We start from the raw sequence: 23,470 nt of genomic DNA, 5'->3' as shown, positions 1-23,470 counted from the left end.
TGATAAATAAAGTTGATCAGCTAGACTAAACTAAACCGTTTAGTTTATCAAGGTAGTTTATGCGACGCTCCCGTTCCATTTTATTAGGTTTATTGATTGCTGCTGTCATGGTTGCCGCGGTCGGCTATTGGCTGCTTGACCGCCGCCAATATGAAACCACCGACAACGCTTACTTGAGATCCAATATTGTGTTGATCAGCCCCAAGGTGGAGGGTTATGTGACAACGCTGGCCATCGATGATAATCAGGCTGTCAGGCAGGGCGATGTGCTGGTCACGATAGACGACCGCGATTATCAGGCCAGAGTCGCTCAGGCGGAAGCGGACATCGCGGCCGAAATGGCGCATATTGACCGCCTCCAGGCCATGAAGACATCACAACATGCCCGCATAGACGCAGTCAGGGCCAACATAACCGCATCGCAAGCACGGCAAGAGCAAACCCAAAAAGATCTGCACCGATTCAGCAATCTGATCGAGCGCGGCTCGGCGCCGGCTCAGTCCCTCGACAAAATCCAATCGGAATCCAAGCAGACTGGCGCCGAACTCAAGGCGACGCATTCGACGCTGGCGGCGGAGCGCAATCAGTTGACTACGCTCGATATTGAAATCGCCGAAACCGAAGCACACCTGAAAAATATTCAGGCCCAATTGACGCTGGCTCAAATAGCGCTCGACCATACCAAGGTGCACGCGCCCGTCGACGGCATCATCGGCAAGCGCGGCGTGCAACTCGGGCAACTGGTCCGTCCGGGCGTTACCCTGGCCTATCTGATAGAAAACCATAAAATCTGGGTCGAAGCCAATTTCAAGGAGACTCAGCTGGAACACATGCGAGTGGGACAAGCTGTATCCATCAAAGTGGATGCCTATCCCGGCTTCGAACTGCACGGCAAGGTCGACAGCTTTGCGCCGGCCAGCGGTTCCGAATTCAGCATCCTGCCGCCCGAGAACGCCACCGGCAACTTCACGAAAATCGTGCGCCGGGTACCGGTCAAGATCATCTTCGATGAAGGCCAGGATATCAGCTTGCTGAAGCCGGGCCTGTCGGTCGAAGCCAAGGTTAAAGTGCTGTAGGCGTATGGCGGCGCAATTACAAAAACAGCCGGAGGAAGTACCAAACCAGTCGGCGGAAGTACAAAACCGGCCAGAGGAAACCGGGCTGACCACGACGCAGTGGATCGGCTTTTTCAGCATGGCGATCGGCGTTTTCATGGCAGTGCTGGACATTCAGATTGTCGCCAGCTCGCTCAAAGAAATACAGGCCGGGCTGTCCGCCACGCAGGATGAAATCGCCTGGGTGCAGACCTCCTATCTGATTGCCGAAGTCATCATTATCCCCCTGTCGGGCTGGCTGGGGCGGGTCTTTTCGACGCGCTACCTGTATGCCATCTCGGCCGGCGGGTTCACGCTGGCCAGTCTGCTCTGCGCGTTTGCCTGGAATCTGCCGTCCATGGTCATGTTCCGCCTGATACAAGGCTTTCTCGGCGGCGCGATGATTCCGGTCACCTTCACGGTCATCTTCATCCTGTTCCCGCCGCGCCTGCAGCCGGCCATGACCATCGTGCTGGGCCTGATCGTCACGATCGCGCCGACCGCCGGCCCGGTCCTGGGCGGCTTCCTGACCGAAAATTACAGCTGGCAATCGCTGTTTCTGGTCAACGTGGTGCCGGGCATCGTGGTCTGCGTACTGGTCTGGCTGACCGTCGATATCGATCAGCCCGAATGGCATCTGCTGCAAAAAATCGACTTCATCGGCATCGCCCTGATCGCGGTTTGCCTGGGCTGCATGCAATATGTGCTAGAAGAAGGCGTGCGTTACCAGTGGTTTGAGGATCGCCTGATCATGACGCTGACCCTGATCGCCGTGGTCAGCGGCATCGCCATGCTGATCTGGGAATTAAAAAACCCGCATCCGATCATCGACCTGCGCGCCTTCCGCAATGTCAATTTTGCCGTAGGCTGTCTGTACAGCTTCGTGCTGGGCATAGGGCTTTTTACGATCATTTATCTGGTGCCGATTTACCTGGGCAGCGTCAAAGGCCTGAACAGTCTGCAAATCGGCTATTACCTGATGGTGGTCGGCCTGTTCCAGCTATTGTCGGCGTTTATCGCGGGCCCGCTGGAGAAGAAAATGGATCTGCGCTGGATGCTGTGCCTGGGCTTTGGCCTGTTCGCGCTGGGCTGCTGGATGAATGCCGGGCTGACGGCCGAATCCGGCTATTGGGAATTCTTCTGGCCGCAGGCCATTCGCGGCACAGCGCTGATGCTGTGCTTTCTGCCAATCAACACGCTGGCATTAGGCCTGCTGCCGATCGAAGAAGTCAAAAACGCCAGCGGCCTTTATAACCTGATGCGGAATCTGGGCGGTGCAATTGGGTTGGCCGTGGCCAATACACTGGTCAGCTATTTGACGAAAAGCCATTATGCGGACTTGCGCGAATCGATGACGGCCACCGACTACCCGGCGCAGCAACTGTGGGAAGGGCTCGCCGAATCGATGGGCCAGTTCAATTTGTCCGAACCTTCGTCAGCGGCATTGAAACAGATCACCGCATTGGCCTGGCGTGAAGCGGAAGTCATGACTTTCAATAACCTGTTCCAGATTATTGCCGTAATCTTTCTAGGCTCATTGGTCATCGCGCCATTCCTGAAAAAAGTGGATAGCGAGAAAGTCGGCTCGATCCAGATGGAATGATCCGCCGGGGCGATTTTAGAATCTTCTTGACTCTTTATACTGTAAAATCTTTCATTTTATCCCGAATACTATGACCGCCAGTCCATCCATACCGCGCCTCGCATTGACGCCAGGCGAACCCGCAGGCATCGGCCCCGATCTATGCGTCCAGCTGGCCCAACAGGATTTGCCCTGCGAGATCGTCGCCATCGCCAGCCCCGATTTACTGGAACAGCGCGCCAGGCAACTGGGCCTGACAGTCAGGATCAAAACTTTTGACAGCACACTTCCGCCTAATCCCCAACAGGCCGGCAGCCTGACTGTGCTGCCGGTCGAACTGGCGGAACCGGCCCAGTGCGGCCGGTTAAACCCGGCCAACAGCCGCTATGTTCTGAAAACCATCACGAAAGCGACCAAAGGCTGCATGGAGGGTATGTTTGACGCCCTGGTGACGGGCCCCGTGCATAAAGGCATCATCAATGACGCCGGTTTCCCTTTCAGCGGCCATACCGAATACATTGCCGACATTACCGGCGGGCATCCGGTCATGATGCTTGCCACGCCCGGCCTGCGCGTGGCGCTGGTCACGACCCACCTGCCCTTGTCGGAAGTCAGCCAGGCCATCACGCATTCGCGGTTAAGAGCCGTCCTGCTTATACTGGATCAGGATCTGCGTTCGCGCTTCAAGCTGGACAATCCCCGCATCCTGGTCTGCGGCCTGAATCCGCATGCCGGCGAAAACGGCCACCTCGGCCGCGAGGAAATCGACATCATCGAGCCGGTGCTCGACAGTCTGCGCAAACAGGGCATGAATCTTCAGGGCCCGCTGCCGGCCGATACCCTGTTCACGCCGAAATATCTGGCAGCAGCCGATGCCGTACTGGCCATGTATCATGACCAGGGCTTGCCCGTGCTCAAGCACATGGGCTTCGGACAGGCCGTCAATATCACGCTGGGCCTGCCGATCATCCGCACCTCGGTGGACCACGGCACGGCTCTGGATCTGGCCGGCACCGGCAAAGCCGAAATCGGCAGCCTGCACAGCGCCATACAAACCGCATTACTCATGGCAACCAACACGACTCGATAACATGGCCCACATACCACGCAAGCGCTTCGGTCAGAACTTTCTGCACGACCACAGGATTATTTACAACATTATCTCCAGCATACAGGCCAGGCCCGGTGAGCACTGGGTCGAGATCGGCCCGGGCCAGGGCGCGCTGACCGAACCGCTGCTGAAGGAAGGCGTGCGCCTTGATGTGGTCGAGCTCGACAGGGATCTGGTCGCGCTGCTCAAGGAAAAATTCAAACGGCACGATCGCCTGCGTATACACAGTGCCGACGCCCTGAAGTTTGATTTCACGTCGCTGGCCGACGACAGCCAGAAACTGCGCGTTATCGGTAACCTGCCCTACAACATTTCCACACCGCTGATGTTCCATCTGCTGGACAATGCCGCCTGCATACAGGACATGCATTTCATGCTGCAGAAGGAAGTCGTGGACCGGATTTGCGCCGCGCCCGGCAGCAAGAAATACGGCAGGCTCAGCGTCATGATGCAGTATTACTGCGCAACAGAGCTCTTGTTTGACGTGCCGCCCGAAAGCTTTGACCCGGCGCCTCAGGTCACGTCGGCCATCGTGCGGTTGATTCCACACCAGCAACCGCCTGTTGAAGTCAATGATATCGCCAAACTCAACAAAGTCGTCACGCAGGCCTTCTCGCAACGACGCAAAACGCTGCGTAATTCCCTGAAAACATTGATTGCAGAGCAAGATATCGAGGCCTTGAACATAGACCCGACGCTGCGCGCCGAAACGATCTCCCTGAGCGATTTTGCAAAACTGAGCAATCTGTTGCAAAACGATGCCGCCTGATCTGCGACAATCTGACACGCGACAATCTGTCACATTCTAAAGAATATTATTTATTGCTAATATATGCTCAATTCTTGAGATGCAATCTCTCTTAGAGACTTTAGAATTAATCCTCCTCTTAAATGCGACCTTAATGGTCGCATTTTTTTTGCCTGCCGTTTTTCATTCGGAGAATCGAAAGGCATGCGCCATATACTGGATCATAAGAATGGCTGTCACTACACCAACTAACCAGACTGCCGCGATTCGGTTCGGACGAGGTCCTCGCACTGCCAAAACCAGCGCAGTCGCCAGCGATATTGCCAGCACGCCCGGAAATACCCAACCAAGAACAAAATGCAATAGATTCGATATAAGTAGTTCGCAGGTAACGCCTAATCCGGCAACTTGATACAAGCTGGCATAGGGCGTAGCTTCGAAGATCAGCCTGGCAAAGAATAGTGCCATGCAAGTAACGATCAGATATTGAATCAACTTGACGCCATGCATCATTTCTCCTTGGTGCCCAAGGCAGAGTTAACCGGCGTCCATTGTTCGGCAATGGATGTCCATGTAGATGCTTGGCTAGCTTTACACACGGAATAATCAAGTTTCATACTATTTTCTTTAGGCATCCTGGGGACCTGGAATGCGCCCCAGATGGCAATTGCGACAAAAAGACATGGCGCTAACAGCAGTCTTAAACCGCGAAAAGTTGCCGCTTTGCCTCTGAGTATTTTTGTCGGTTTAAATACTTTTGAGCCTTTTGGCGGATATTGCCCTTGCTTCAAAGTCTTGATTCCCGGCCAGACAGTACAAGCCCCAATAAGAAGCCCAAAGAATATTGGAAGCCCTACGAATAATCCAGCCCACAGGGCAAGAACCCCGGAGTATCCGAATACGCTGTGGCAATACGCGGTACTCGCATACCACCTTATCCAAGGGAAAACCCACTTTTCATGAGTGATATAAATAAACGCCCCAATAGCAAAGTAAAGGATTCCCAACTGGATCTTTTCCTGTTTTGTATACTCGTCAGCAAATTCCTGATCAATTGCCATGCTTACCTGCTGCTAATTGTAGCTATACGGTATATTTGCCGTATAACTGAAAATTTTGTGTCCGGAAAATATTGATACATCGTATAGGCTGAATTTAGCATGACGAATATGTCTAAAAAATAATAACGGTCAGATTAGGTATAAACTGATGTTACGCACAGACGATTTCATCCCGTTTGCCGCGCCGAGTACCGCAGCTTTCGGCGAGAACAGCCCGAAGGGGCGCTGCATGGATGCAGCGCGTTGCCAGAGGGCCAAGGATGGCCCTTCTGGCAACCCTCGTCGAAAGCGAGGAGCACAGGATACAAGCGGCAACGGGTCGCCTTTTCTTTGGTTACTTTCTTTTGGCGACGCAAAAGAAAGTAACTCGCCTTCGGGTGCGAGAACCCGATTAAACCAAACTGTCGCACTAGCGACACTTTGCTAAATGGATCTGAATTCAACTTATTGCGTAACATCAGGTATAAACTTACAAATTATCTCTACGCTGTCGAGACCGACTTTTTATTGCAATTCTTAGTTAAATAATTCAACCACTCACACCTGTGAAAAAAAAATCATCAGCTGACAAAACATTCCCTATTGTGGGCATAGGTGCCTCGGCGGGAGGACTGGAAGCACTGCAACAGTTTTTTAACGCCATGCCCGCCGACACAGAACTCGCTTTTATTGTAGTGGTACATTTGGATCCAAGCCACGTCAGTCTATTGCCTGAACTATTGCAAAAACAGACGCCGATTAAAGTCGTCCAGATCACCAACGGCATGCTAGTCGAGCCGAACAGGGTCTATGTTATTCCGCCCAATAAAAGCTTATCCATCTTCAACAGAAAATTACAGTTGACGGATCTGGAGCTCCCACGATCCAGCCACTTACCCGTCGACTTGTTCCTTCGTTCACTCGCCCAGGATCAGGGCGACAAGGCAATTGGCATTATTCTATCCGGTACCGGCTCCGATGGCAGTTTGGGATTAACTGAAATAAAGGCGGCAAACGGACTGGTGATGGTGCAGGATGAAGCCTCGGCTCAATATAATGGCATGCCGAAAAATGCGATTAACATGGGTGTTGTTGATTACATACTACCGCCCGGCGAGATGCCGGCCCGGCTAATTCAATATAGCCAATCCAAGAAAAGCATTAAAGTGCCCTCTATCCGTCAACAGGGAAATACTGAAGATCTTTTACAAACAATATTTTTTCTGATCCGCAACCAGACCCGTCACGATTTCTCGTTGTATAAAAAAAACACGATTTACCGACGCATCGAACGGCGCATGCATTTGCATCAAATCACAGACATGGCGGATTATGTTGCTTTTTTGCAAAAAAATGAACAGGAAGTTGGCACACTGTCTAAGGAATTGCTCATCGGCGTGACCAGTTTTTTTAGAGACCCCGATGCCTATGACATTCTGGCGCACAAGATTCTACAGCCATTTCTTAATGAAAGACCCAGTGATTATACCCTGCGCGTATGGGTTCCGGGGTGCAGCACGGGTGAGGAAGCGTATTCCATTGCCATTGTTGTTCGGGAATGCCTGGATAACATAAACCATCATATCAATGTACAGATTTTCGGCACCGATATTGACGAACGGGCCCTTGAAACAGCCAGACGCGGACTTTATTTCTCCGGCATCAACGTTGATGTTAATCCAGAGCGACTTAAACGTTTTTTCATCAAGGAAGACGATAGCTACAGAATCAAAAAGTCGATTCGGGAAATGCTGATCTTCGCCGCGCATAATGTCATTATGGACCCGCCCTTTACCAAACTGGACCTCATCAGTTGCAGAAATCTACTGATTTATTTTGGACCGGAATTGCAAAAAAAAATCTTGCCAGCCTTTCATTACAGTTTAAAAGAGGATGGCATTCTATTTCTGGGTCCTTCGGAAACTACCGGGCAATCTGACCATTTTTTCACCGTATTGGATAAAAAATGGAAAATTTTTCGACGAAGTCATTCAGCCGGCGCCATGCCCAGATCCCTGAATCTTCACAAAGCGGTCAATCCGATCATCAACAATGACGTAAAAATACCCAACATCATTCAAAAAACAGAAGAATTAAGTATGTTGCAACTGGTTGAAGCTATTCTCAAGCATAGCTCGGCACCTCCCTGCACCATTATTGATGCAAAAAACAACATCATCTATGTGCATGGCAAACTGGGAAAGTATCTGGAACCCGCGGAAGGAAAATTCAGCGTTAATATCTTGGACATGGTTCGCCACGGACTCAAGGTTGAACTGACTTCGGCGATTACCCAGGCGACTCAGACCAGGAAGAAAGTGCGAAAAAAGGCCCGCTCCATTCAGCAGGATGGCAGTCAAATCGGCGTGAATATGACAGTCAACCCCATTCTGGAGCACTCATCCACGCCCGGATTAATGATGGTGACGTTTGAAGATACGTTGGAGGAAACCCTGTTAAAACAGGCAAAATTACAGCGCTTACCGGCAACGACAAAAGAAATCGAAGCACTGCAAAGGCAATTGGATTTTACCAAGGAAAATCTGCAAACCACCATCGAAGAACTGGAAACCTCCAATGAAGAACTCAGATCGACCAACGAAGAACTCCAGTCCACCAATGAAGAATTGCAAAGCACCAATGAAGAGCTGGAAACCTCGAAAGAAGAACTGCAATCACTGAATGAAGAAGCCGTCACCGTTAATGCGGAGCTGCAAAGTAGAATCGATGAATTACAGTCAGCTAATGACGACATGAAAAATCTGTTTGACAGCACTGCGTATTCTGATTTATTTGAACACCGATTCTGGACAATTTGAACAGTTAAAATCCTAACGCATCCGTGGCAGTGAATTTTTATCCCAAGTGTTCAACTTGAGTCAAGGAATTCAATTTTTTACGCATCGATTCGCCTTTCAGATTGATCCGGTGCGAGTTGTGCACCAACCGGTCCAAAATGGCGTCGGCCAGGGTGTTGTCGCCGATCGACTGATACCATTGATCGGTGGGCAATTGACTGAGGATGGCGGTGGCGGATTGGTCATGCCGATCATCCATGATTTCCATTAAGTCATTGCGGGTGGCGGCTTTTAACGGCTCCAACCCCCAGTCGTCGATGATCAGCAAATCGAAGTTGGCCAGGGTTTTGAGCAGTTTGCTGTAACTCCCGTCGGCTTTGGCCTGGGTCAGGGCCAGGATGAGGCGGGAGAGCCGGACATAGCGCACGCTGTACNCTTTCAAGCANGCNTGATGNCCCAGCGCACANGCGAGATANGTCTTGCCGCTGCCGCAGGGGCCGGTCAGCAACAGGTTCTGCGCTTTGCGGATCCAGTCGCACTGCAGCAATGCCGCCATTTGGCTTTGCTGCAACCCCCGGGGATGCTGGTAATCGATGCCTGATGCGTGAGCTTTGAGTTTAAACTGGGCCGTCCGGATCAGTCGTTCCTGTTTGCGTTGCTGGCGTTCCTGGTTTTCCTGGTCGACCAGCAGTTGCAGGCGTTCGGCAAAAGACAGGCCTTCATAGGGGCCAGGTTGCTCCTGTTGCGTTTGCAGGGCCGAGGCCATGCCGGTCAGTTTCAGTTGCCGCAGTTGGCTGAGGGTTTGTGCAATCATTTTTGGGTAATCCTTGGGTTAATCGTTTATGGGGCAACGGACTTCAGTGAAAACTGTCAGGTCCGCGAATATTTTCATGATCCTGGGGAAGTAAAGAGGTTTGCACAAACATGGGATCCGGTAACTGATCGCGGTGACTGAGCAGAATGGCTTTGATGTTTTTCAATCGATACAGGCCCTCCCGATTGGCGAGGGCGCAGGCCCGGTTCAAACGTTCGGGCGGATAGCTACGCTGCAGATTCAGCAAACCCAAGCAGACGCGGTAGGCCTGTTCCGGATGCTGTTGACGGTTTAACTGAGCGTTCACCCAGCGCAGCACCTCAGGCCCCAGCGATTGCGCCCAGTTCATCAGCCGTCCCGGCGTCCATTGTTGATGCCTGGCGTGTTTTTCCGGCCTATGCGCTGGTTCTGTTGTGGTGCCGGGATGGAACTGGCGGACATGGGTGGCGATGCGCCGATTCAGAAAATAAACCTCGATCAAGCGCTCGCCGGCATGAATCTCCACCGGTTCGCCGACGCAATGATGCGGGACTGAATACAGGTGGTGCTCGTACTGGACGTGGTAATCGATAGCGACCCTGGCGGTCTTGATCGCGACATACTGATAGGCGTGTTTCGGCAGCGGTGCCAACGCCGGCCGATCGAGTTGCTCGAACCATTGCCGGCGACTGCCCGGCCACTGCTTGAACGGCTTATCGTTCAGCTCGGTCAGCAGGGCTCGAATGCACTGATTCAGTTCGGCCAGCGAGAAAAACGTCTGATGGCGCAGCCGGGCCAGGATCCAGCGTTCGACCAGTTGCACGCCGACTTCGGCCTTGGCCTTGTCTTTGGGCTTGTAAGGCCGGGCCGGCAGCACTGCCACTCCGTAATGGGCGGCCAGCTGTTGATAGGCCGGATTGAGCTCCGGCTCATAGCGGCAAGCCTTGCTGACCCCGCTTTTCAGATTATCGGGCACCAGCAGCGCCGGACAGCCGCCGAAAAACTCGAAGGCCCGCACATGGCTGCCTAGCCAGTCCGGCAGACTCTGGCTCCAGGTGGCTTCGGCATAGGTGTAACTGGAAGCGCCCAGCACCGCGACAAAGATACTGGCCGGCCGGATCTCGCCGCCAGCGCAGACGATGGGCACGGTCGGACCGGCATAATCGATGAACAGCTTGTCGCCGGCCCGATGCATTTGCCGCATGGAGCGCTGCTGCCGCTTCAGCCAGTCGGCATAGCGGGCGCAGAACTGCGAGTAGCTGTAACAGCGGTTCGGATACTGTCGGGTATATTCTTCCCACAGCAACTGTTTGGTCACGCCTTTTTTCCTCAGCTCCTGATGAATCTCCGACCACACCGGCTGCTGAAATTTTCTGGCAGGCCGGGCATCGGATCCTGGATATAACCTCAACGCCAGGGCTTGGTCATCCAGATCATCCGGCAGCGGCCAGCAGAGCTGATGCTGCTCGGCCAGCTTGAGGATGTTTTGAATGCTGCCGACACTGATCTTGGTGCCGGCGCTGATTTGCCGAATACTCAATCCGGCACTGAGACGCAGTCGTAAAACTTCTCTGATTTTTCGCATGGCAATTCGTTGGGCTGACATATCCTTTCCAAAAATCGGAACAGGATACTAAGGTTTAACAAAACAATGCGTTAGGAAGGATTCTGGCCATCTGAACAGCCATTCCGGCAACTTGAACACCGATTCTGGAAATGCTCCAAAAAGTGTTCAGCTTGAAACCAGAATCAATGTTCAACTTCGTTCAGAATCAGTGTTCAGATTGAATCAGAATAGGTGTTCAGGTTGGGCCAGAATATGCAAGCACCCAGATCGCCACGCTTTTTCTGGACATTAAAGGCTGTATCCGTCGTTTTACACCCAAAATAAAGGAGATCATTAACTTGGAAGTCGCCGATATCGGCCGCCCGATTGCTCATTTCGCTTTATCTTTGCAAGGCATAAATTTAACGGTCGTTTCCAGCCAGGTACTCAAAACCCTCGATAAGCATGAATCAGAACTCTACGATGATAAAGGCCGTTGTTTTTTTACACGTATCCTGCCCTATCGAACCACTAATAATGTCATTGATGGCGTGATTATCAGCTTTGAAGATATCACCCATCGAAAAAAGGCCGAGCAGGCCCTCATCAACAGTGAAAGACGCTATAAGAGCTTGTTCGATTTCAGCCCTGTTCCGATGTGGGAAACTGACCTTTCCGGAATTGAACTGGCCTTGCATGAACTGCGTCACCAAGGCGTAACCGATCTGAATGAACACTTGACCCAACATCCACAGGAAGCGGAAAGATTATTAAAAGTCATGCGTGTTTTGCATATCAATAATGCCGCCATGACGTTATTTAAAGCGGATAATAAGGAAAAGCTGGCATCAAGCATACCGGAATTGCTTATCAGGAGCAGCCTCCAGCCCTTTATAACGCAATTGCAGGCTATCTGGGATCAGAAAGACAAACTCAGCTATGAATGTCATTGCGACGATCTGCAGGGAAATTCATTGGCTTTAAATGTAGAATGGGTGGTGCCCTGCGAAGTCAGCCAATTAAATTATAGCAACGTGATTGTTCTAGCCCGGTTGATTTAAAAGCATACTCTATAACACAATCCGGATTTGCCTCTTTATGATAAATAAATCGGATAAATTTAATGATCTTAGAAATCGGGCGGAAGAATTATTAGCCGAGCCTCACTCATCGTCAACGCCTTATTCAATGGATGAGTTCCATGACCTGTTGCACGAACTAGATACCCATCGCATTGAATTGGAATTGCAAAACGATGAGCTGCTTAAATCCCAAAAACAACTTCAGGATATAACTCAGGAATATATCGAACTTTATAACTTCTCTCCGGGCGGCTACCTCACCCTCAACAGTGAAGGCGTCATTCTGAACGCCAACATGGCGCTGGCCAGTATGTTAGGCGTGGAAAAACAGGCCCTTATCAATAAACCCTTTTCAGACTTTGTGCTGGATCTCGATCAGGATGTCTTGTATCTCTATCGCCAGGCATTGTTGAACAATAAATTCGCGCAAAACTGCGAATTGCGCTTACGCAAGAATAATGGGCAACCTTTGTGGGTTAAGCTGGATGGCCTATCTAGAATGGACCGGGAAAGACATGATCTTAATCTGGCGCTCACGGACATCCATCAGTTAAAAGAAACGCAAGGATTGTTGAGCAAAAGCGAGGCAAACTTACGCGCTATTTTCGATAATGTGCTTGACGGCATCATCAAGATTGACGAACACGGCATCATCAAATCGGCCAATGCCGCCATCGAGAGTATTTTCGGTTTTTCCACTGAAGAATTGTCCGGAAGCCATATCAGCAAGTTAATGCCCAAACTCGACTGGCGGGAATATGAAGGCCAACTGACCAGCCACAAGAACGGAGGCAAAAACCAGATTATCGGCATCAGATGCGAACTGGAGAGTCTCAAAAAAGACGGTTCGTTGTTTCTTATGGATCTCGGTATCAGTCAAATCAGCAACGGCGAGCCGCGTTGCTTTCTTATCACCGTCCACGATATAACAGAGCGCAAGCAAACGGAAATAGCCCTTAAACAGGCAGATAGCCGAAAAAACGAATTTTTGGCCATGTTGGGACACGAACTCAGAAATCCACTGGCGCCCATCCGTAATGCAGTCCAGGTATTGAAAACCCAGGGCAACATCAACCCAACCTTGGACTGGTGCAGCAGGATCATCGATCGGCAGGTCAGTCATATGGCGCGACTGCTCGACGACTTGCTTGATGTCGCGCGCATCATGCAGGACAAAATCACGCTTAAGATTGACCGTTTTGACTTCAACGAGATTGTAGACAGCGCCATAGAGACTTGCCACCCGTTGACCCAATCGCGCCAACAGGAACTGGTCATTTCCCGCCCCGATACGCCGAAGTGGATCGAAGGCGACCGTGTCCGCTTGACTCAGGCACTGTCTAACCTGCTGAATAACGCCGCCAAATACACCGATGAGGGAGGCAGGATTACCCTGAATGTGATGCAGGAAGCTGACTATTTGGTGATTAAAGTACAGGATACCGGATCAGGCATAACGCCTGAGATGCTACCTCACATTTTTGATCTTTTTACCCAGGCCGACTCGTCTTTAGCCCGTTCTCAAGGCGGTTTGGGCATTGGACTTACGCTGACGCGCAGGCTGGTCGAGATGCATGGAGGTACAGTCAGCGCATCCAGTGCGGGCAATCTGCAGGGCAGCGAATTCACTATGCGCTTACCATTATTCAATGCGCCTTCAGCGACCCGATCACTACGACCCGACGCAGGTTCATCGGTAGCTAAACTGCGTATCCTGCTAGTGGACGATAATGCCGATGTCACGGAAAGTCTGGCCCTGTTGCTGCAGATACAAGGGCACGAGGTCGATACCGCGGACTGTGGATTAAAAGGCATGGAGAAAGCACAGACTTTCCGGCCCCAAGTTGTCCTGCTGGACATCGGTCTTCCCGATATCAGCGGCTACGAGGTTGCAAAACGGTTGCGTGAGTTGCCGGAAACACGACAAGCGTTCCTGGTCGCCATCAGCGGGTATGGGCAACCTGAAGACCATGAACAATCAAAGTCCGCCGGCTTCGACCATCACTTGCTCAAACCCATAGACCACTCGAATTTGTCCGCTTTACTGACGACTGTAATAGGTCAAACCTGATCCGACAGTTATCGATTTTTAGAAGTACCATCGCACTGCCAAGACCAGCGCTGCAATCATTGGCACTGCCTCTAATTATCGCTTTCAAGCCGCTTGCCCAGGCTAATCACGTTGTCCTTACCATACCCTATTGCCTCGTAAAACTTGATCACATCAGTATTGGACTGGCGAACCTGAAGATTTATTTTGGGGCAGCCCTTCTGCTTGATTCGTGCCTCAACAAACGCCACGAGTTGGCGGCCGTAGCCTTTTCGTTGATGCGTTGGCGAAACAGCCAGGTAGTTGATCCAGCCCCGATGCCCTTCATAGCCCCCCATTACGGTTGCGACGATAACGCCCGCAACCTCTCCAACAATAAACAGGTCCGGATCCACTTTTAATTTTCTTTGGATATCTTTGTAGGGATCGTTCCACGGCACTATCAGATTACACTCATGCCAGAGCTTAACGACACACTCCTGGTCTTTCGCCTCAAACGACCGCATTTGCATGCACTGGCTCCTGATTGTCGCTGGCTCGGTATATTCGATCTATTTGCCGCATAATCTTCAAAATAAAACCTTTAATTAGTTTATTGCCTTAATCAATAAACGGCTGCCTGGAAAAAACATAGCGCCGAGAAATACTTTCAGCCTATTGGATGGATGCAGAAGGCAGACTAATTACCGGTCCGCGACAATCTGCCACGCGACAATCTGCCACATTTCATCACTTATCATTTATCGCTAATATACACCCAATTCTTGAGATGCGATCTCGTTTAGAGACTTTAGAATTAATCCTCCTTTAAATGCGGCTTTAATGGCCGCATTTTTTTGCCTGCCGTTTTTGCTTCATTCATCAGATTGAATATCATGTTCCTACTGATGCGTTATTCTATTTAGCGGCACAGCAGCCACTTCTTGCGTTTCTGCCACAAAAAAGACTATCCTGATAGCGACTTGTCATGCTGATCAGGCATGGCCCGAACAGCAGTTTTCATCACACAGCGCGGCACGAATTCCCTCTTGCCAAGCCAAAATATTTTGGTATTTTCTTTGGCATTGTTAATAATATCGGCTATTTTCTGTAACGTCGTAACAAGCATTGAGGTAACACCATGACAACAGTAGCAGACCCCATCATTGGTAGCTGGTATAAAGACGTAGAGAACAATCTGACGTTTAAAGTCGTCGCCATTGAAGAAAGCGACGATTCAATTGAGGTCCAATACTATAACGGCGATATCGGCGAGTATGACCATGACAGCTGGTATAACTCGACCTTCGATTATATCGAAGACCCTGAGGACTGGAGCGCGCCCTTTGACGACCTCGAAAACGACGATCTGGGTTATACGGACCCTGACAACCACAGGCCTAATCCTGACGATATGGATATCGAAGATTATCTGGATTAATTAGGAATTATCACATGAAAATGAGTCCCCGAGAATTCCTGGACTGGCAAACGAAAAGAATTACCCTGTTGGCAATGTCCGGCGCGGGAAAAACCACGCTGGCTAATAAGCTGCCGAAATCCAAATGGTTTCACTATTCCGGCGACTACCGGATAGGCACGAAATACCTGGAAGAGCCGATCCTGGACAATATCAAGCGCCAGGCCATGCGAGTGCCGTTCCTGCGCGAGTTGCTGCTGTCCGATTCCATCTATATCGCCAATAAAATAACTGTGGACAACCTCGCTCCTGTATCGACTTTTCTTGGCAAGCTCGGGAATCCCGAGCTTGGCGGATTGTCCTTGCAGGAGTTCAAACGCCGGCAAAGGCTTCATCATCAGGCTGAAATCGCGGCCATGAATGATGTGCCTGAATTTATTCAGAAAGCCGAAGATATCTATGGCTATAAAAATTTTATCAATGACGCCGGCGGCAGCGTTTGCGAGCTGGACAGTCCGGAAGTGCTGGAAACCCTGGCCCTGAATACCTTGATCATTTATATCAAAATCCCGCCGGCCATGGAGCAGACCATCATTGAGCGCGCCAAAACCGATCCCAAGCCCCTCTATTACCGGGAAACGTTTCTTGATGAAAAGCTGGCCGAATTCATGTCGCTGAACGGTTACGCCGATCCCAATGTCATACCGCCCGATGAATTTGTCACCTGGGTTTTCCCGGAATTGTTCAAGTCCCGGCTGCCCCGCTACGAAGCGATCGCCGAACAGCATGGCTATACCGTCGATGCGCGCGATGTCGCCGAAGTGAAAGACGAAGACGACTTCATCAGGCTGATTGCCGATGCGATTGCCAAGCAGCAATCCAATTAACGAAGAAAAATTATGCCATTAGTCGCTCACTCTGACTTACCGACTTTCCAGCGCCTTCGAGAAGAAGGCGAAGAAATCCTGGCGCCGGATCGCGCCAGCCAGCAGGACATACGGGAAATGCATATCGGCCTGCTCAATATGATGCCCGACGCTGCGCTGGAAGCGACGGAACGGCAATTTTTCCGGTTGGTCGGCGCTTGCAATCAGATCACGCAATTCCATGTCCATCCTTTTACGATCGATGGCCTGCCAAGAGGCCCCGAGGCGCAAGCCCATATCGACAAATATTATGAGTCGTTTGAAAAAATCAAGCAGGATGGCTTGGACGCGCTAATCATCAGCGGCGCCAATGTGACTCATCCGAGATTGCCCGAAGAGGACTTCTGGCAACCGTTGACGGAAGTTTTTTCCTGGGCCAAGGAGAACGTCACCTCGGTGCTTTGCTCCTGCCTCGCCACGCATGCCTTGATCCAATACTGTTACGGCATAGAGCGCACGCGCCTGCCGGCGAAACGCTGGGGCGTCTTTGCTCACAAGGTAACAGACCGCAAACATCCGCTGGTGGCGGAAATCAATACGCGCTTTGACGTGCCCCATTCGCGCTTCAATGAGATATTCCAGAGCGATATGGAACGGCACGGGCTCAAGGTGCTGGTTGTCAGCAAGGAAGCCGGCGCACACCTGGCCGTCAGCCCGGACGGCTTCCGCATTGTTTATTTCCAAGGCCATCCTGAATACGACGACATCAGCCTGCTGAAGGAATACAAACGGGAAGTCATGCGTTTTTATCGGGCCGAAATCGAGGAATACCCGCCTTTCCCCGAAAACTATTTCAACACCTATGTCCGGCAGGTATTTACCGATTACGAACAGCATGTCAGATCCGCCAGAAAAACCGGCCGACCGCTGGATGCCTTTCCGGAAAGCCTGGTTCTGGAACATATCGATAACACCTGGCGCGATACGGCCAAGGCCGTATTCAACAACTGGCTGGGAAAAGTCTATCAGTTAACCAACCAGGATCGGCGCCTGCCCTTTATGGACGGCATCGATCCTGAAAACCCTTTAGGTCTCTAGATGCATGAAGAATTTTTGCAGCACGCCATCGATCTGGCCGTCAACAACGCCATCACAGGACTAGGCGGCCCATACGGAGCGGTCGTTGTAAAAGACGATCAGGTGATTGCGGCCAGCGCCAATGGTGTTACCCGCACACTGGACCCTACGGCACATGCAGAAATTATGGCCATCCGCATGGCCTGCAAAAGATTGAATGATTTTCAGCTCCGCGGCTGCATTCTATACACCAGTTGCGAGCCTTGCCCCATGTGTCTGGGCGCCATTTACTGGGCCCGGATGGAAAGAGTCTATTTCGGCTGCACGCGCTATGAAGCCGCTGCCGCCAATTTTGACGACAGCTTCATTTATGATGAAATTGCCGTGCCGCCGTCCGAACGCAGCATCGCCATGCTGCATTTAAACTTGCCCAATGCCCGGCAACCGTTCGACATCTGGATGGAAAACAGCCTCAAGATGCCTTATTAAGCGCTCTCGAATGAAGCCTTGAAAAGAGCGGCCGACCGGCCGCCCTGTAATTTTACCTTAGCGCTATTTCTCAGCGACTTTTACCAGCCAGCCCATCTGATCGTCACAGCCCAATACCGCCTTGACGCTGGCATTTATTCTGACGAAGCTGCCATTGAACTCCGCAGGGAGCTTGGCCTTTATACGGTGAAAGCTGGAGGTGCTTTCCACGTTAAACGGCAGGTTCTGGTTCTTGGCGGTCAGCTTGAGCGTTTTGGGGTCCGACCACGGCGATATCATAAAAGTAAGTTCGGATTCAGGCGCAACTTCAGTCTTTTCAGGCATTTTGTAGACAGGTAGACTAAAGTTCATGAACTTGGGTTTTTTGCAGACTTCTTCGGTTTCGCCCTCGCTGCTGTAAGCGAACGCCGCACCATTAAACAGAACCGCGGCAATCAATAGCGCGGCTTTTAGTACTTTTATTGTCTTCATATATCTTCCTCAACAGGGATTTCTAATTTTAATTATCTAATTTATCCAGATTCACTTTAATTATTTTTTTATTGAAATTCAACCGAGCTAAATTTTTATTATAACGTTCCCGTAACAATTGATATTACAACTACTGGCGCCTGTATTATCGTCATTATGCGAATTTGATCCCGGTCAGCGATTCAAATAAAGCATTACACTGCCTTATATCCTTCGCACAAAACCGGCGATGTCTAGTACAATATTGGCCATCAATCATTACTTTGAAGAGAACATCACATTGAGCGAACAAAATCAAGACAGCTTGAATTACAAAAGTGCCGGCGTTGATATCGAGGCCGGTAATGCACTCGTTGAACGCATCAAGCCTATTGCAGCCAGAACACGCACTGCGGGCGTACTGGCAGGCCTGGGCGGTTTCGGCTCAATGTTCGAACTGCCGCTGGACCGCTATGAAAACCCGATCCTGGTCTCCGGCACCGATGGCGTCGGCACCAAGTTGAAACTGGCCATTGAGTCCGGCATGCATGACACGGTCGGCATCGACCTGGTTGCCATGTGCGTCAACGACATCATCGTCCAGGGCGCCGAACCCTTGTTCTTCCTCGATTATTTCGCGACCGGCAAGCTCGACGTGGACACCGCCGCCTCGGTCATCGCGGGCATCGGCAAAGGTTGCGAACTGGCCGGCGCGGCGCTGGTCGGCGGCGAGACGGCTGAAATGCCCGGCATGTATGCCGACGGCGAGTATGATCTGGCCGGCTTTTGCGTCGGCATCGTCGAGAAAAGCAAAGTGCTGGACGGCAGCAAGGTTAAAATCGGCGATAAACTGATCGGCATTGCCTCGTCCGGCCCGCATTCCAACGGTTATTCACTGATCCGCAAGATCATTGCCCGCAGCCAGGCGACGCTGAGCGATGATTTCCAGGGCATACCGCTAGGCACCGCCCTGCTGGAGCCAACCCGCATCTATGTCAAATCATTGCTGGCGCTGCTGGACAAAATTGATGTTCATGCGCTCGCGCACATTACCGGCGGCGGCCTGACCGAAAATCTGCCGCGCGTACTGCCAGAAGGCCTCGACGCGCGGATTGACCTGTCCAGCTGGCAGTTCCCGGCCATCTTCCAATGGCTGCAGCAACAGGGCAATGTCTCGCAGGCCGATATGCTGACAACCTTCAACTGCGGCATCGGCATGATCGTCTGCGTCGCCGCGGAGGATGAAGAAGCGACACTGGAAACTCTGGCCAGCCTGGGGGAAACCGTTTTCGCTATCGGCGAACTGGTGGCATCTGAAGGCAAAGCGGAAGTCGTCTACATCTAAAACGCGGGACGACCGTCTCTGCGAAAAAAATTCCAGCATTACGGTTCCTGTCGGGCCGGATTCATCCGGCCCGAAATACCGCCCAGTCAGCTGTAGACTCGCTTGATAACCAGTCCTTCATCGCTGGCATTGCCTACAGAACACAATGCGGGCAATAAAAAACCGGCGCGTTTAATGACTTTCATACGCTTACTGTTTGCTGTAAAAAACACTGTCTCTATAGATGTCATGCGCATGCCGCACCAGCACCATGATAACCGATGCCACCGGCAGGGCCAGCAGTATGCCCAAAAAGCCGAATAACTGCCCACCGGCCATGATCGCGAAGATAACGGCCACCGGATGCAGGCCGATTTTATCGCCGACCAGCAACGGCGTCAGCAACATGCCTTCCAGAGCCTGGCCGACCGCGAACACAATGGCGACCGGAATCAGATACACTGCATCCTGAAATTGCACCAGGGCAGCCACGCAGGCCGTGACAATGCCGACGATTCCCCCCAGATACGGCACAAAACTGACCAGTCCCGCCACCATGCCTATCAATAAGGCGAGATCCAGCCCTATTATCCACAGCCCGATGCTGTAGATTCCACCCAGAGCCAGCATGACATAAAACTGGCCGCGCACAAACGCGGCCAGCACCGAATTGACTTCGGTAGCCAACTTGGCCGCCGTCGGCGCGATGCGGCGCGGCAACAGATCATAGATATTGGCCACCAGCTTGTCCCAGTCACGTAACAGATAAAATGTCACAACCGGTATCAGCAGCAAATTCATGAGCCAGGCCGCGATAACCGCACCAGATTGAGACAGCGAACTCATGATAGTAGCAGCAATACCGCCGGCTTTCTGCCAGTGGCTTTTAAAGACATCGATCAGTTCATTGATCTCGATTGGCTTAATGTCCAGATCAAGCTGGCGCTGAGCCCAGGGAATGACGGTCTGATTCAGCCATGCCGCGTAAGCCGGCAGATTACTGATGAAGCGTGTAATCTGATATTCCAGTTGCGGAACCAATAGCAACAAAATCAAAATTAATATCAGCGTCATGACCGAAAATACGACAATGACTGAGTTGGTTCTCGACAGGTGGTAGATTTCGAGTTTATCGGCCAGTGGATCGCCAAGATAGGCCAGCATCGCGGCAAAGGCAAACGGCATCAACACCGGCGCCAGCAAATAGATCAGCCAGGCGCCAACCGCGATAAAAGCAAAAATCAGCCATTTTTGTGAATCAGTCATCGAGAACTCCATTTATGTATTCGCCGGCCTGTTCCGGTTAACGGTCCCCGGCTTTGCTTGATCATAATCTTTAATATTAAACATGAGTATGAGTAAAGACAGGATTATGCAGTAATAACATAATAGGAAACTGTCACGAATTAAGCTTGAGGTCGAAGGAGCGCAGAAGTTAAGCTGAAGAACGCATCTGGCCGACCAAAACGGTTATCCAAGGTCGGCCAATAATGTTATATAGTGAAATATCTATCAAAACTAGACTTTTTTCTTGATGATGACTTTATCGTCAATAATGAGTTCGGAGATGCCGCCCAAATTCAGACTCAAGGTGCAGGATGCCGTTTTAAATCCGCCCTTGTTTTCGCCGACCCACTTCAGCGTAATATAAGTATCTTTATCGCTCTTGGTTTCCGAAGGGAAAAATACCTGCTCGCCGGTATGCTGCTTGATCGCCAGCGGGCACTTGCTATTGGCCATCGTCTGCATGGCGGCATAGGTTCTGATCTGCGATGCGGCCTCCATTTGTTCCGGAGATTGGCTTTTATTGGAGCCGACCATGATGAAGCCTATGACAAAGAAGCCCACCACCGCTATTATCAATTTAGTTGTATCACTCATTTGCGTTCTCTTCCTGTTTTAATAATTACGCGCCGTGCTAAAGGCGCCATGGAGCATTACCTTACGGATTCTATGCGAATTGCCTGTCCTCGGCAATGAAAGAATAAACGCTAAAAATGGCTCCTTTTGCGTCCTAAAATTCAATCCCTTGCTCGGCTTTAATGCCTTGCTCGTAGGCGTGTTTGATTTTGGTCATTTCAGTCACCGTATCGGCGCAGGCAACGACTTCGGGCGCCGCATTGCGGCCGGTCAGGATCAAATGCATCCAGGACGGTTTTTCCTGACGGACGAAATCGGCGATCTCCTGGCCCGAAATCCAGCCATAGCCGCAGCAGTAATTGATCTCGTCGAGCAAGACCAGATCGAACTCGCCGGAAGCGATTTTCTGCTTGCTGAACTCCCATATCGTCCGGCTGGTTTTGATGTCCTGTTCCGGGTTCTTGGTATCCCAGGTAAAGCCGTCTCCCAGGGCATGCCATTCGATGTTCTCGAAGCGCTCGGCGGCCTTTTGCTCGCCCGTTTGCCATTGTCCCTTGATATATTGGATCACGCAGACTTTCATACCCCAGCCCGCGGCACGAAACACCATGCCCAGCGCGCTGGATGATTTGCCCTTGCCCTCTCCGGTATTGACCACTACCAGCCCGTGCCGTCTGTCTCTCGCTTTCATAAAAACCATTCCGTAATCTGATCACTACTTTGAAAATACCAGTGCACATACGAAGCGCGCACATTTTTATAACGCACGCCGCTGTCGCCCGATGCACAATCAAAACATTTCTGAAGCCCCTCATCCTGCTCGCGCCTGGAAAAATGAAACTCATGCCCTCGCGCCCCTGAGCCGTCTTCCCGGTACCCCAGCGCGGCCAGCCTCGGCTGCATGACCGAAGCATAAGGAAAAACGCCGGCCATGGGCCAGTGGTTGCCTGCCGCATCGACCAGTTCCCGACCCAGCAGCATGGCGCCGCCGCATTCGGCCAGCACGGGTTTTCCCGCTTCAATGAATGATCTTAACGATGCCCAGCTTGCGGACTCCGACAACGGCTGCGCATACAGTTCAGGATAACCGCCAGGCAGCCAGACCGCATCAGCCTGTTCAGGCACGCTGTCGCCGGCGATCGGCGAGAAAAACCGGATAGCCGCGCCCTGCGCCGCCAGCCAGTCCAGATTGGCCGGATAAATAAAGCAGCAAGCCTCATCACGGGCCACGGCCACGGTTTTGCCTTTTAGTCGCGGTTCGCTTTGAACCGGTATCGGTGCGGCCGCTGCCATTTCAGAAAAAGCCTGTTCGAACAGCGGCTCATCCGGATGAAAAAACGGCAGAAAATCGGGCACGAAGCCTTCCTCGGGGCGTTTCAGCCCCAGATGCCGCTCGCCCAATCTTTCCTGGCTGCGCGCCATCCAGGCAATCAATGGCGGCAAGTCATAGTCATTCAATGCGGTCTTTAATAGACCGGCATGACGCTCGCTGCCAACTCTGTTGGCGACAATGCCGGCAATACTGACGCCCCGCTGTTCGGCAAACTGGCAAAAACCGCTGACCAAGGGCGCAATGCTGCCGCTCATACCGCCCGCATCGACGACCAGTATGACCGGGCAGCCCAGTACGCGCGCCAGATCAACGCTGGAGCCTGCCTGTCCGACGCCGGAGGCACCGTCGAACATGCCCATGACGCCTTCAATCAGGGCAATATCGGCATCTTTCGCCTGCTGCAGCTGTAACTTGCAAGCCTCGGCACCCATCATGCGTGTATCCAGATTGTAAGAAGGTCTGCCGGTAATGGCCTGATGCCACAATGGGTCCAGAAAATCAGGACCGGCTTTGAAAGCGGCGACAGCCTGTTTTTTCTCGCGGAGGTATTGCAGCAGCGTCAACATGACCGTTGTTTTGCCGCAGCCGGAGTGCGTGCCGGCCAATACTGCTGTTTTCATGCATGTTCCCTGGTTAATAATTTGCTCATTGTACCGGGTTGGCATTGAAATTTGTAATTCAGCCTCGACGCGTCATTTTCCCCGGCATCTGCAATGATTGATCTTATGGATTCCGAGTGAACTTACCGACCATTCAGGGTATCGATACAAAATATTACGCGAAGTGCTCTGTTGAGGCGGCCTGACGGGCTATGCAAAGTTGATTAAT

The 23,470-nt window shown here is 51.6% G+C and carries 22 protein-coding genes; 12 read left to right on the top strand and 10 right to left on the bottom strand.

The annotated features are described in order from the left end of the window. The first annotated feature begins 59 nt into the window (after positions 1-59). The 4 genes from METLU_RS0123040 to rsmA all read left to right on the top strand — a co-directional run bounded on the left by METLU_RS0123040 (position 60) and on the right by rsmA (position 4,556). Positions 60-1,076: an HlyD family secretion protein gene (locus METLU_RS0123040; RefSeq protein WP_027160253.1), complete on the top strand. Its 1,017-nt coding sequence runs from the start codon at positions 60-62 to the stop codon at positions 1,074-1,076. A 4-nt stretch (positions 1,077-1,080) separates the two neighbouring features. Then, positions 1,081-2,697, top strand: a complete 1,617-nt coding sequence (locus METLU_RS26330) for a DHA2 family efflux MFS transporter permease subunit (protein WP_155920693.1) — start codon at positions 1,081-1,083, stop codon at positions 2,695-2,697. A 70-nt stretch (positions 2,698-2,767) separates the two neighbouring features. Next, positions 2,768-3,766: a 4-hydroxythreonine-4-phosphate dehydrogenase PdxA gene (gene pdxA, locus METLU_RS0123030; RefSeq protein WP_036243427.1), complete on the top strand. Its 999-nt coding sequence runs from the start codon at positions 2,768-2,770 to the stop codon at positions 3,764-3,766. A gap of 1 nt (position 3,767) precedes the next feature. After that, entirely contained in the window at positions 3,768-4,556 is a 789-nt protein-coding gene (gene rsmA / locus METLU_RS0123025; protein ID WP_027160251.1) for a 16S rRNA (adenine(1518)-N(6)/adenine(1519)-N(6))-dimethyltransferase RsmA, read from the top strand. A gap of 162 nt (positions 4,557-4,718) precedes the next feature. On the opposite strand, the gene METLU_RS0123020 is transcribed toward rsmA, so the two are convergent. Both METLU_RS0123020 and METLU_RS26965 read right to left on the bottom strand, forming a co-directional pair. Continuing rightward, positions 4,719-5,048: a hypothetical protein gene (locus METLU_RS0123020; RefSeq protein WP_155920692.1), complete on the bottom strand. Its 330-nt coding sequence runs from the start codon at positions 5,046-5,048 to the stop codon at positions 4,719-4,721. After that, positions 5,045-5,596: a hypothetical protein gene (locus tag METLU_RS26965; RefSeq protein WP_051300166.1), complete on the bottom strand. Its 552-nt coding sequence runs from the start codon at positions 5,594-5,596 to the stop codon at positions 5,045-5,047. Before METLU_RS26965 ends, METLU_RS0123020 begins: the two co-directional genes overlap by 4 nt. Before the next feature lie 545 nt (positions 5,597-6,141). On the opposite strand from METLU_RS26965, the gene METLU_RS26320 reads away from it, so the two are divergent. Continuing rightward, positions 6,142-8,394 carry a chemotaxis protein CheB gene (locus tag METLU_RS26320; RefSeq protein WP_081679182.1) on the top strand — a complete coding sequence of 751 codons (2,253 nt, stop codon included), beginning with the start codon at positions 6,142-6,144 and terminating at the stop codon, positions 8,392-8,394. 37 nt (positions 8,395-8,431) lie between these two features. On the opposite strand, the gene istB is transcribed toward METLU_RS26320, so the two are convergent. Both istB and istA read right to left on the bottom strand, forming a co-directional pair. Further along, positions 8,432-9,187 carry an IS21-like element helper ATPase IstB gene (gene istB, locus METLU_RS0123000; protein ID WP_027160249.1) on the bottom strand — a complete coding sequence of 252 codons (756 nt, stop codon included), beginning with the start codon at positions 9,185-9,187 and terminating at the stop codon, positions 8,432-8,434. A 43-nt stretch (positions 9,188-9,230) separates the two neighbouring features. Then, positions 9,231-10,772: an IS21 family transposase gene (gene istA, locus METLU_RS0122995; protein WP_027160248.1), complete on the bottom strand. Its 1,542-nt coding sequence runs from the start codon at positions 10,770-10,772 to the stop codon at positions 9,231-9,233. Positions 10,773-10,954: 182 nt separating this feature from the next. On the opposite strand from istA, the gene METLU_RS0122990 reads away from it, so the two are divergent. Together METLU_RS0122990 and METLU_RS26315 are read left to right on the top strand one after the other, a co-directional pair. After that, positions 10,955-11,773 carry a PAS domain-containing protein gene (locus tag METLU_RS0122990; RefSeq protein WP_081679181.1) on the top strand — a complete coding sequence of 273 codons (819 nt, stop codon included), beginning with the start codon at positions 10,955-10,957 and terminating at the stop codon, positions 11,771-11,773. A 37-nt stretch (positions 11,774-11,810) separates the two neighbouring features. After that, on the top strand, positions 11,811-13,865 hold the full coding sequence (locus METLU_RS26315; protein ID WP_051300164.1) for a PAS domain S-box protein: 2,055 nt from the start codon (positions 11,811-11,813) through the stop codon (positions 13,863-13,865). A 71-nt stretch (positions 13,866-13,936) separates the two neighbouring features. Here METLU_RS26315 and METLU_RS0122980 read toward each other — a convergent pair whose 3' ends face one another. Then, positions 13,937-14,356, bottom strand: a complete 420-nt coding sequence (locus METLU_RS0122980) for a GNAT family acetyltransferase (protein ID WP_027160246.1) — start codon at positions 14,354-14,356, stop codon at positions 13,937-13,939. A 608-nt stretch (positions 14,357-14,964) separates the two neighbouring features. Here METLU_RS0122980 and METLU_RS0122965 point away from each other — a divergent pair. The 4 genes from METLU_RS0122965 to METLU_RS0122950 are packed head-to-tail and all read left to right on the top strand — an operon-like array spanning position 14,965 to position 17,675. Further along, entirely contained in the window at positions 14,965-15,264 is a 300-nt protein-coding gene (locus METLU_RS0122965) for a DUF6763 family protein (protein WP_027160245.1), read from the top strand. 14 nt (positions 15,265-15,278) lie between these two features. Next, positions 15,279-16,130 (top strand): P-loop NTPase family protein, encoded by an 852-nt coding sequence (locus METLU_RS0122960; RefSeq protein WP_027160244.1) that lies wholly within the window; start codon positions 15,279-15,281, stop codon positions 16,128-16,130. Between the two features lie 12 nt (positions 16,131-16,142). After that, positions 16,143-17,207, top strand: coding sequence for a homoserine O-succinyltransferase MetA (gene metA / locus METLU_RS0122955; RefSeq protein WP_027160243.1), 1,065 nt, complete (start codon positions 16,143-16,145; stop codon positions 17,205-17,207). Next, positions 17,208-17,675 (top strand): nucleoside deaminase, encoded by a 468-nt coding sequence (locus METLU_RS0122950; protein WP_027160242.1) that lies wholly within the window; start codon positions 17,208-17,210, stop codon positions 17,673-17,675. 63 nt (positions 17,676-17,738) lie between these two features. Here METLU_RS0122950 and METLU_RS0122945 read toward each other — a convergent pair whose 3' ends face one another. Next, positions 17,739-18,146: a hypothetical protein gene (locus METLU_RS0122945; protein ID WP_027160241.1), complete on the bottom strand. Its 408-nt coding sequence runs from the start codon at positions 18,144-18,146 to the stop codon at positions 17,739-17,741. 280 nt (positions 18,147-18,426) lie between these two features. On the opposite strand from METLU_RS0122945, the gene purM reads away from it, so the two are divergent. Beyond that, on the top strand, positions 18,427-19,470 hold the full coding sequence (gene purM, locus METLU_RS0122940; protein WP_027160240.1) for a phosphoribosylformylglycinamidine cyclo-ligase: 1,044 nt from the start codon (positions 18,427-18,429) through the stop codon (positions 19,468-19,470). Between the two features lie 189 nt (positions 19,471-19,659). Here purM and METLU_RS0122930 read toward each other — a convergent pair whose 3' ends face one another. The 4 genes from METLU_RS0122930 to METLU_RS0122915 form a co-directional block, all read right to left on the bottom strand. Next, positions 19,660-20,715 carry an AI-2E family transporter gene (locus tag METLU_RS0122930; RefSeq protein WP_027160239.1) on the bottom strand — a complete coding sequence of 352 codons (1,056 nt, stop codon included), beginning with the start codon at positions 20,713-20,715 and terminating at the stop codon, positions 19,660-19,662. A gap of 252 nt (positions 20,716-20,967) precedes the next feature. Next, positions 20,968-21,330, bottom strand: coding sequence for a hypothetical protein (locus METLU_RS0122925; RefSeq protein WP_027160238.1), 363 nt, complete (start codon positions 21,328-21,330; stop codon positions 20,968-20,970). 133 nt (positions 21,331-21,463) lie between these two features. Then, positions 21,464-22,000 carry a cob(I)yrinic acid a,c-diamide adenosyltransferase gene (gene cobO, locus METLU_RS0122920; RefSeq protein WP_027160237.1) on the bottom strand — a complete coding sequence of 179 codons (537 nt, stop codon included), beginning with the start codon at positions 21,998-22,000 and terminating at the stop codon, positions 21,464-21,466. Beyond that, entirely contained in the window at positions 21,997-23,262 is a 1,266-nt protein-coding gene (locus METLU_RS0122915) for a cobyrinate a,c-diamide synthase (RefSeq protein WP_036243426.1), read from the bottom strand. Before METLU_RS0122915 ends, cobO begins: the two co-directional genes overlap by 4 nt. Between the last annotated feature and the right edge of the window lie 208 nt (positions 23,263-23,470).

The sequence above is a fragment of the Methylobacter luteus IMV-B-3098 genome (assembly GCF_000427625.1).
Lineage (GTDB): Bacteria > Pseudomonadota > Gammaproteobacteria > Methylococcales > Methylomonadaceae > Methylobacter > Methylobacter luteus.
Note: the sequence above shows the minus strand (reverse complement) of the source record. Positions and strands in the feature narration are given on the sequence as shown.

Coding starts and splice junctions, on each gene's coding strand:
- METLU_RS0123040 (WP_027160253.1), top strand. CDS start 60: ATGCGACGCTCCCGTTCCATTTTATTAGGTTTATTGATTGCTGCTGTC.
- METLU_RS26330 (WP_155920693.1), top strand. CDS start 1,081: ATGGCGGCGCAATTACAAAAACAGCCGGAGGAAGTACCAAACCAGTCG.
- pdxA (WP_036243427.1), top strand. CDS start 2,768: ATGACCGCCAGTCCATCCATACCGCGCCTCGCATTGACGCCAGGCGAA.
- rsmA (WP_027160251.1), top strand. CDS start 3,768: ATGGCCCACATACCACGCAAGCGCTTCGGTCAGAACTTTCTGCACGAC.
- METLU_RS0123020 (WP_155920692.1), bottom strand. CDS start 5,048: ATGATGCATGGCGTCAAGTTGATTCAATATCTGATCGTTACTTGCATG.
- METLU_RS26965 (WP_051300166.1), bottom strand. CDS start 5,596: ATGGCAATTGATCAGGAATTTGCTGACGAGTATACAAAACAGGAAAAG.
- istA (WP_027160248.1), bottom strand. CDS start 10,772: ATGTCAGCCCAACGAATTGCCATGCGAAAAATCAGAGAAGTTTTACGA.
- METLU_RS26315 (WP_051300164.1), top strand. CDS start 11,811: ATGATAAATAAATCGGATAAATTTAATGATCTTAGAAATCGGGCGGAA.
- METLU_RS0122980 (WP_027160246.1), bottom strand. CDS start 14,356: ATGCAAATGCGGTCGTTTGAGGCGAAAGACCAGGAGTGTGTCGTTAAG.
- METLU_RS0122965 (WP_027160245.1), top strand. CDS start 14,965: ATGACAACAGTAGCAGACCCCATCATTGGTAGCTGGTATAAAGACGTA.
- METLU_RS0122960 (WP_027160244.1), top strand. CDS start 15,279: ATGAAAATGAGTCCCCGAGAATTCCTGGACTGGCAAACGAAAAGAATT.
- metA (WP_027160243.1), top strand. CDS start 16,143: ATGCCATTAGTCGCTCACTCTGACTTACCGACTTTCCAGCGCCTTCGA.
- METLU_RS0122950 (WP_027160242.1), top strand. CDS start 17,208: ATGCATGAAGAATTTTTGCAGCACGCCATCGATCTGGCCGTCAACAAC.
- METLU_RS0122945 (WP_027160241.1), bottom strand. CDS start 18,146: ATGAAGACAATAAAAGTACTAAAAGCCGCGCTATTGATTGCCGCGGTT.
- METLU_RS0122930 (WP_027160239.1), bottom strand. CDS start 20,715: ATGACTGATTCACAAAAATGGCTGATTTTTGCTTTTATCGCGGTTGGC.
- METLU_RS0122925 (WP_027160238.1), bottom strand. CDS start 21,330: ATGAGTGATACAACTAAATTGATAATAGCGGTGGTGGGCTTCTTTGTC.
- cobO (WP_027160237.1), bottom strand. CDS start 22,000: ATGAAAGCGAGAGACAGACGGCACGGGCTGGTAGTGGTCAATACCGGA.
- METLU_RS0122915 (WP_036243426.1), bottom strand. CDS start 23,262: ATGAAAACAGCAGTATTGGCCGGCACGCACTCCGGCTGCGGCAAAACA.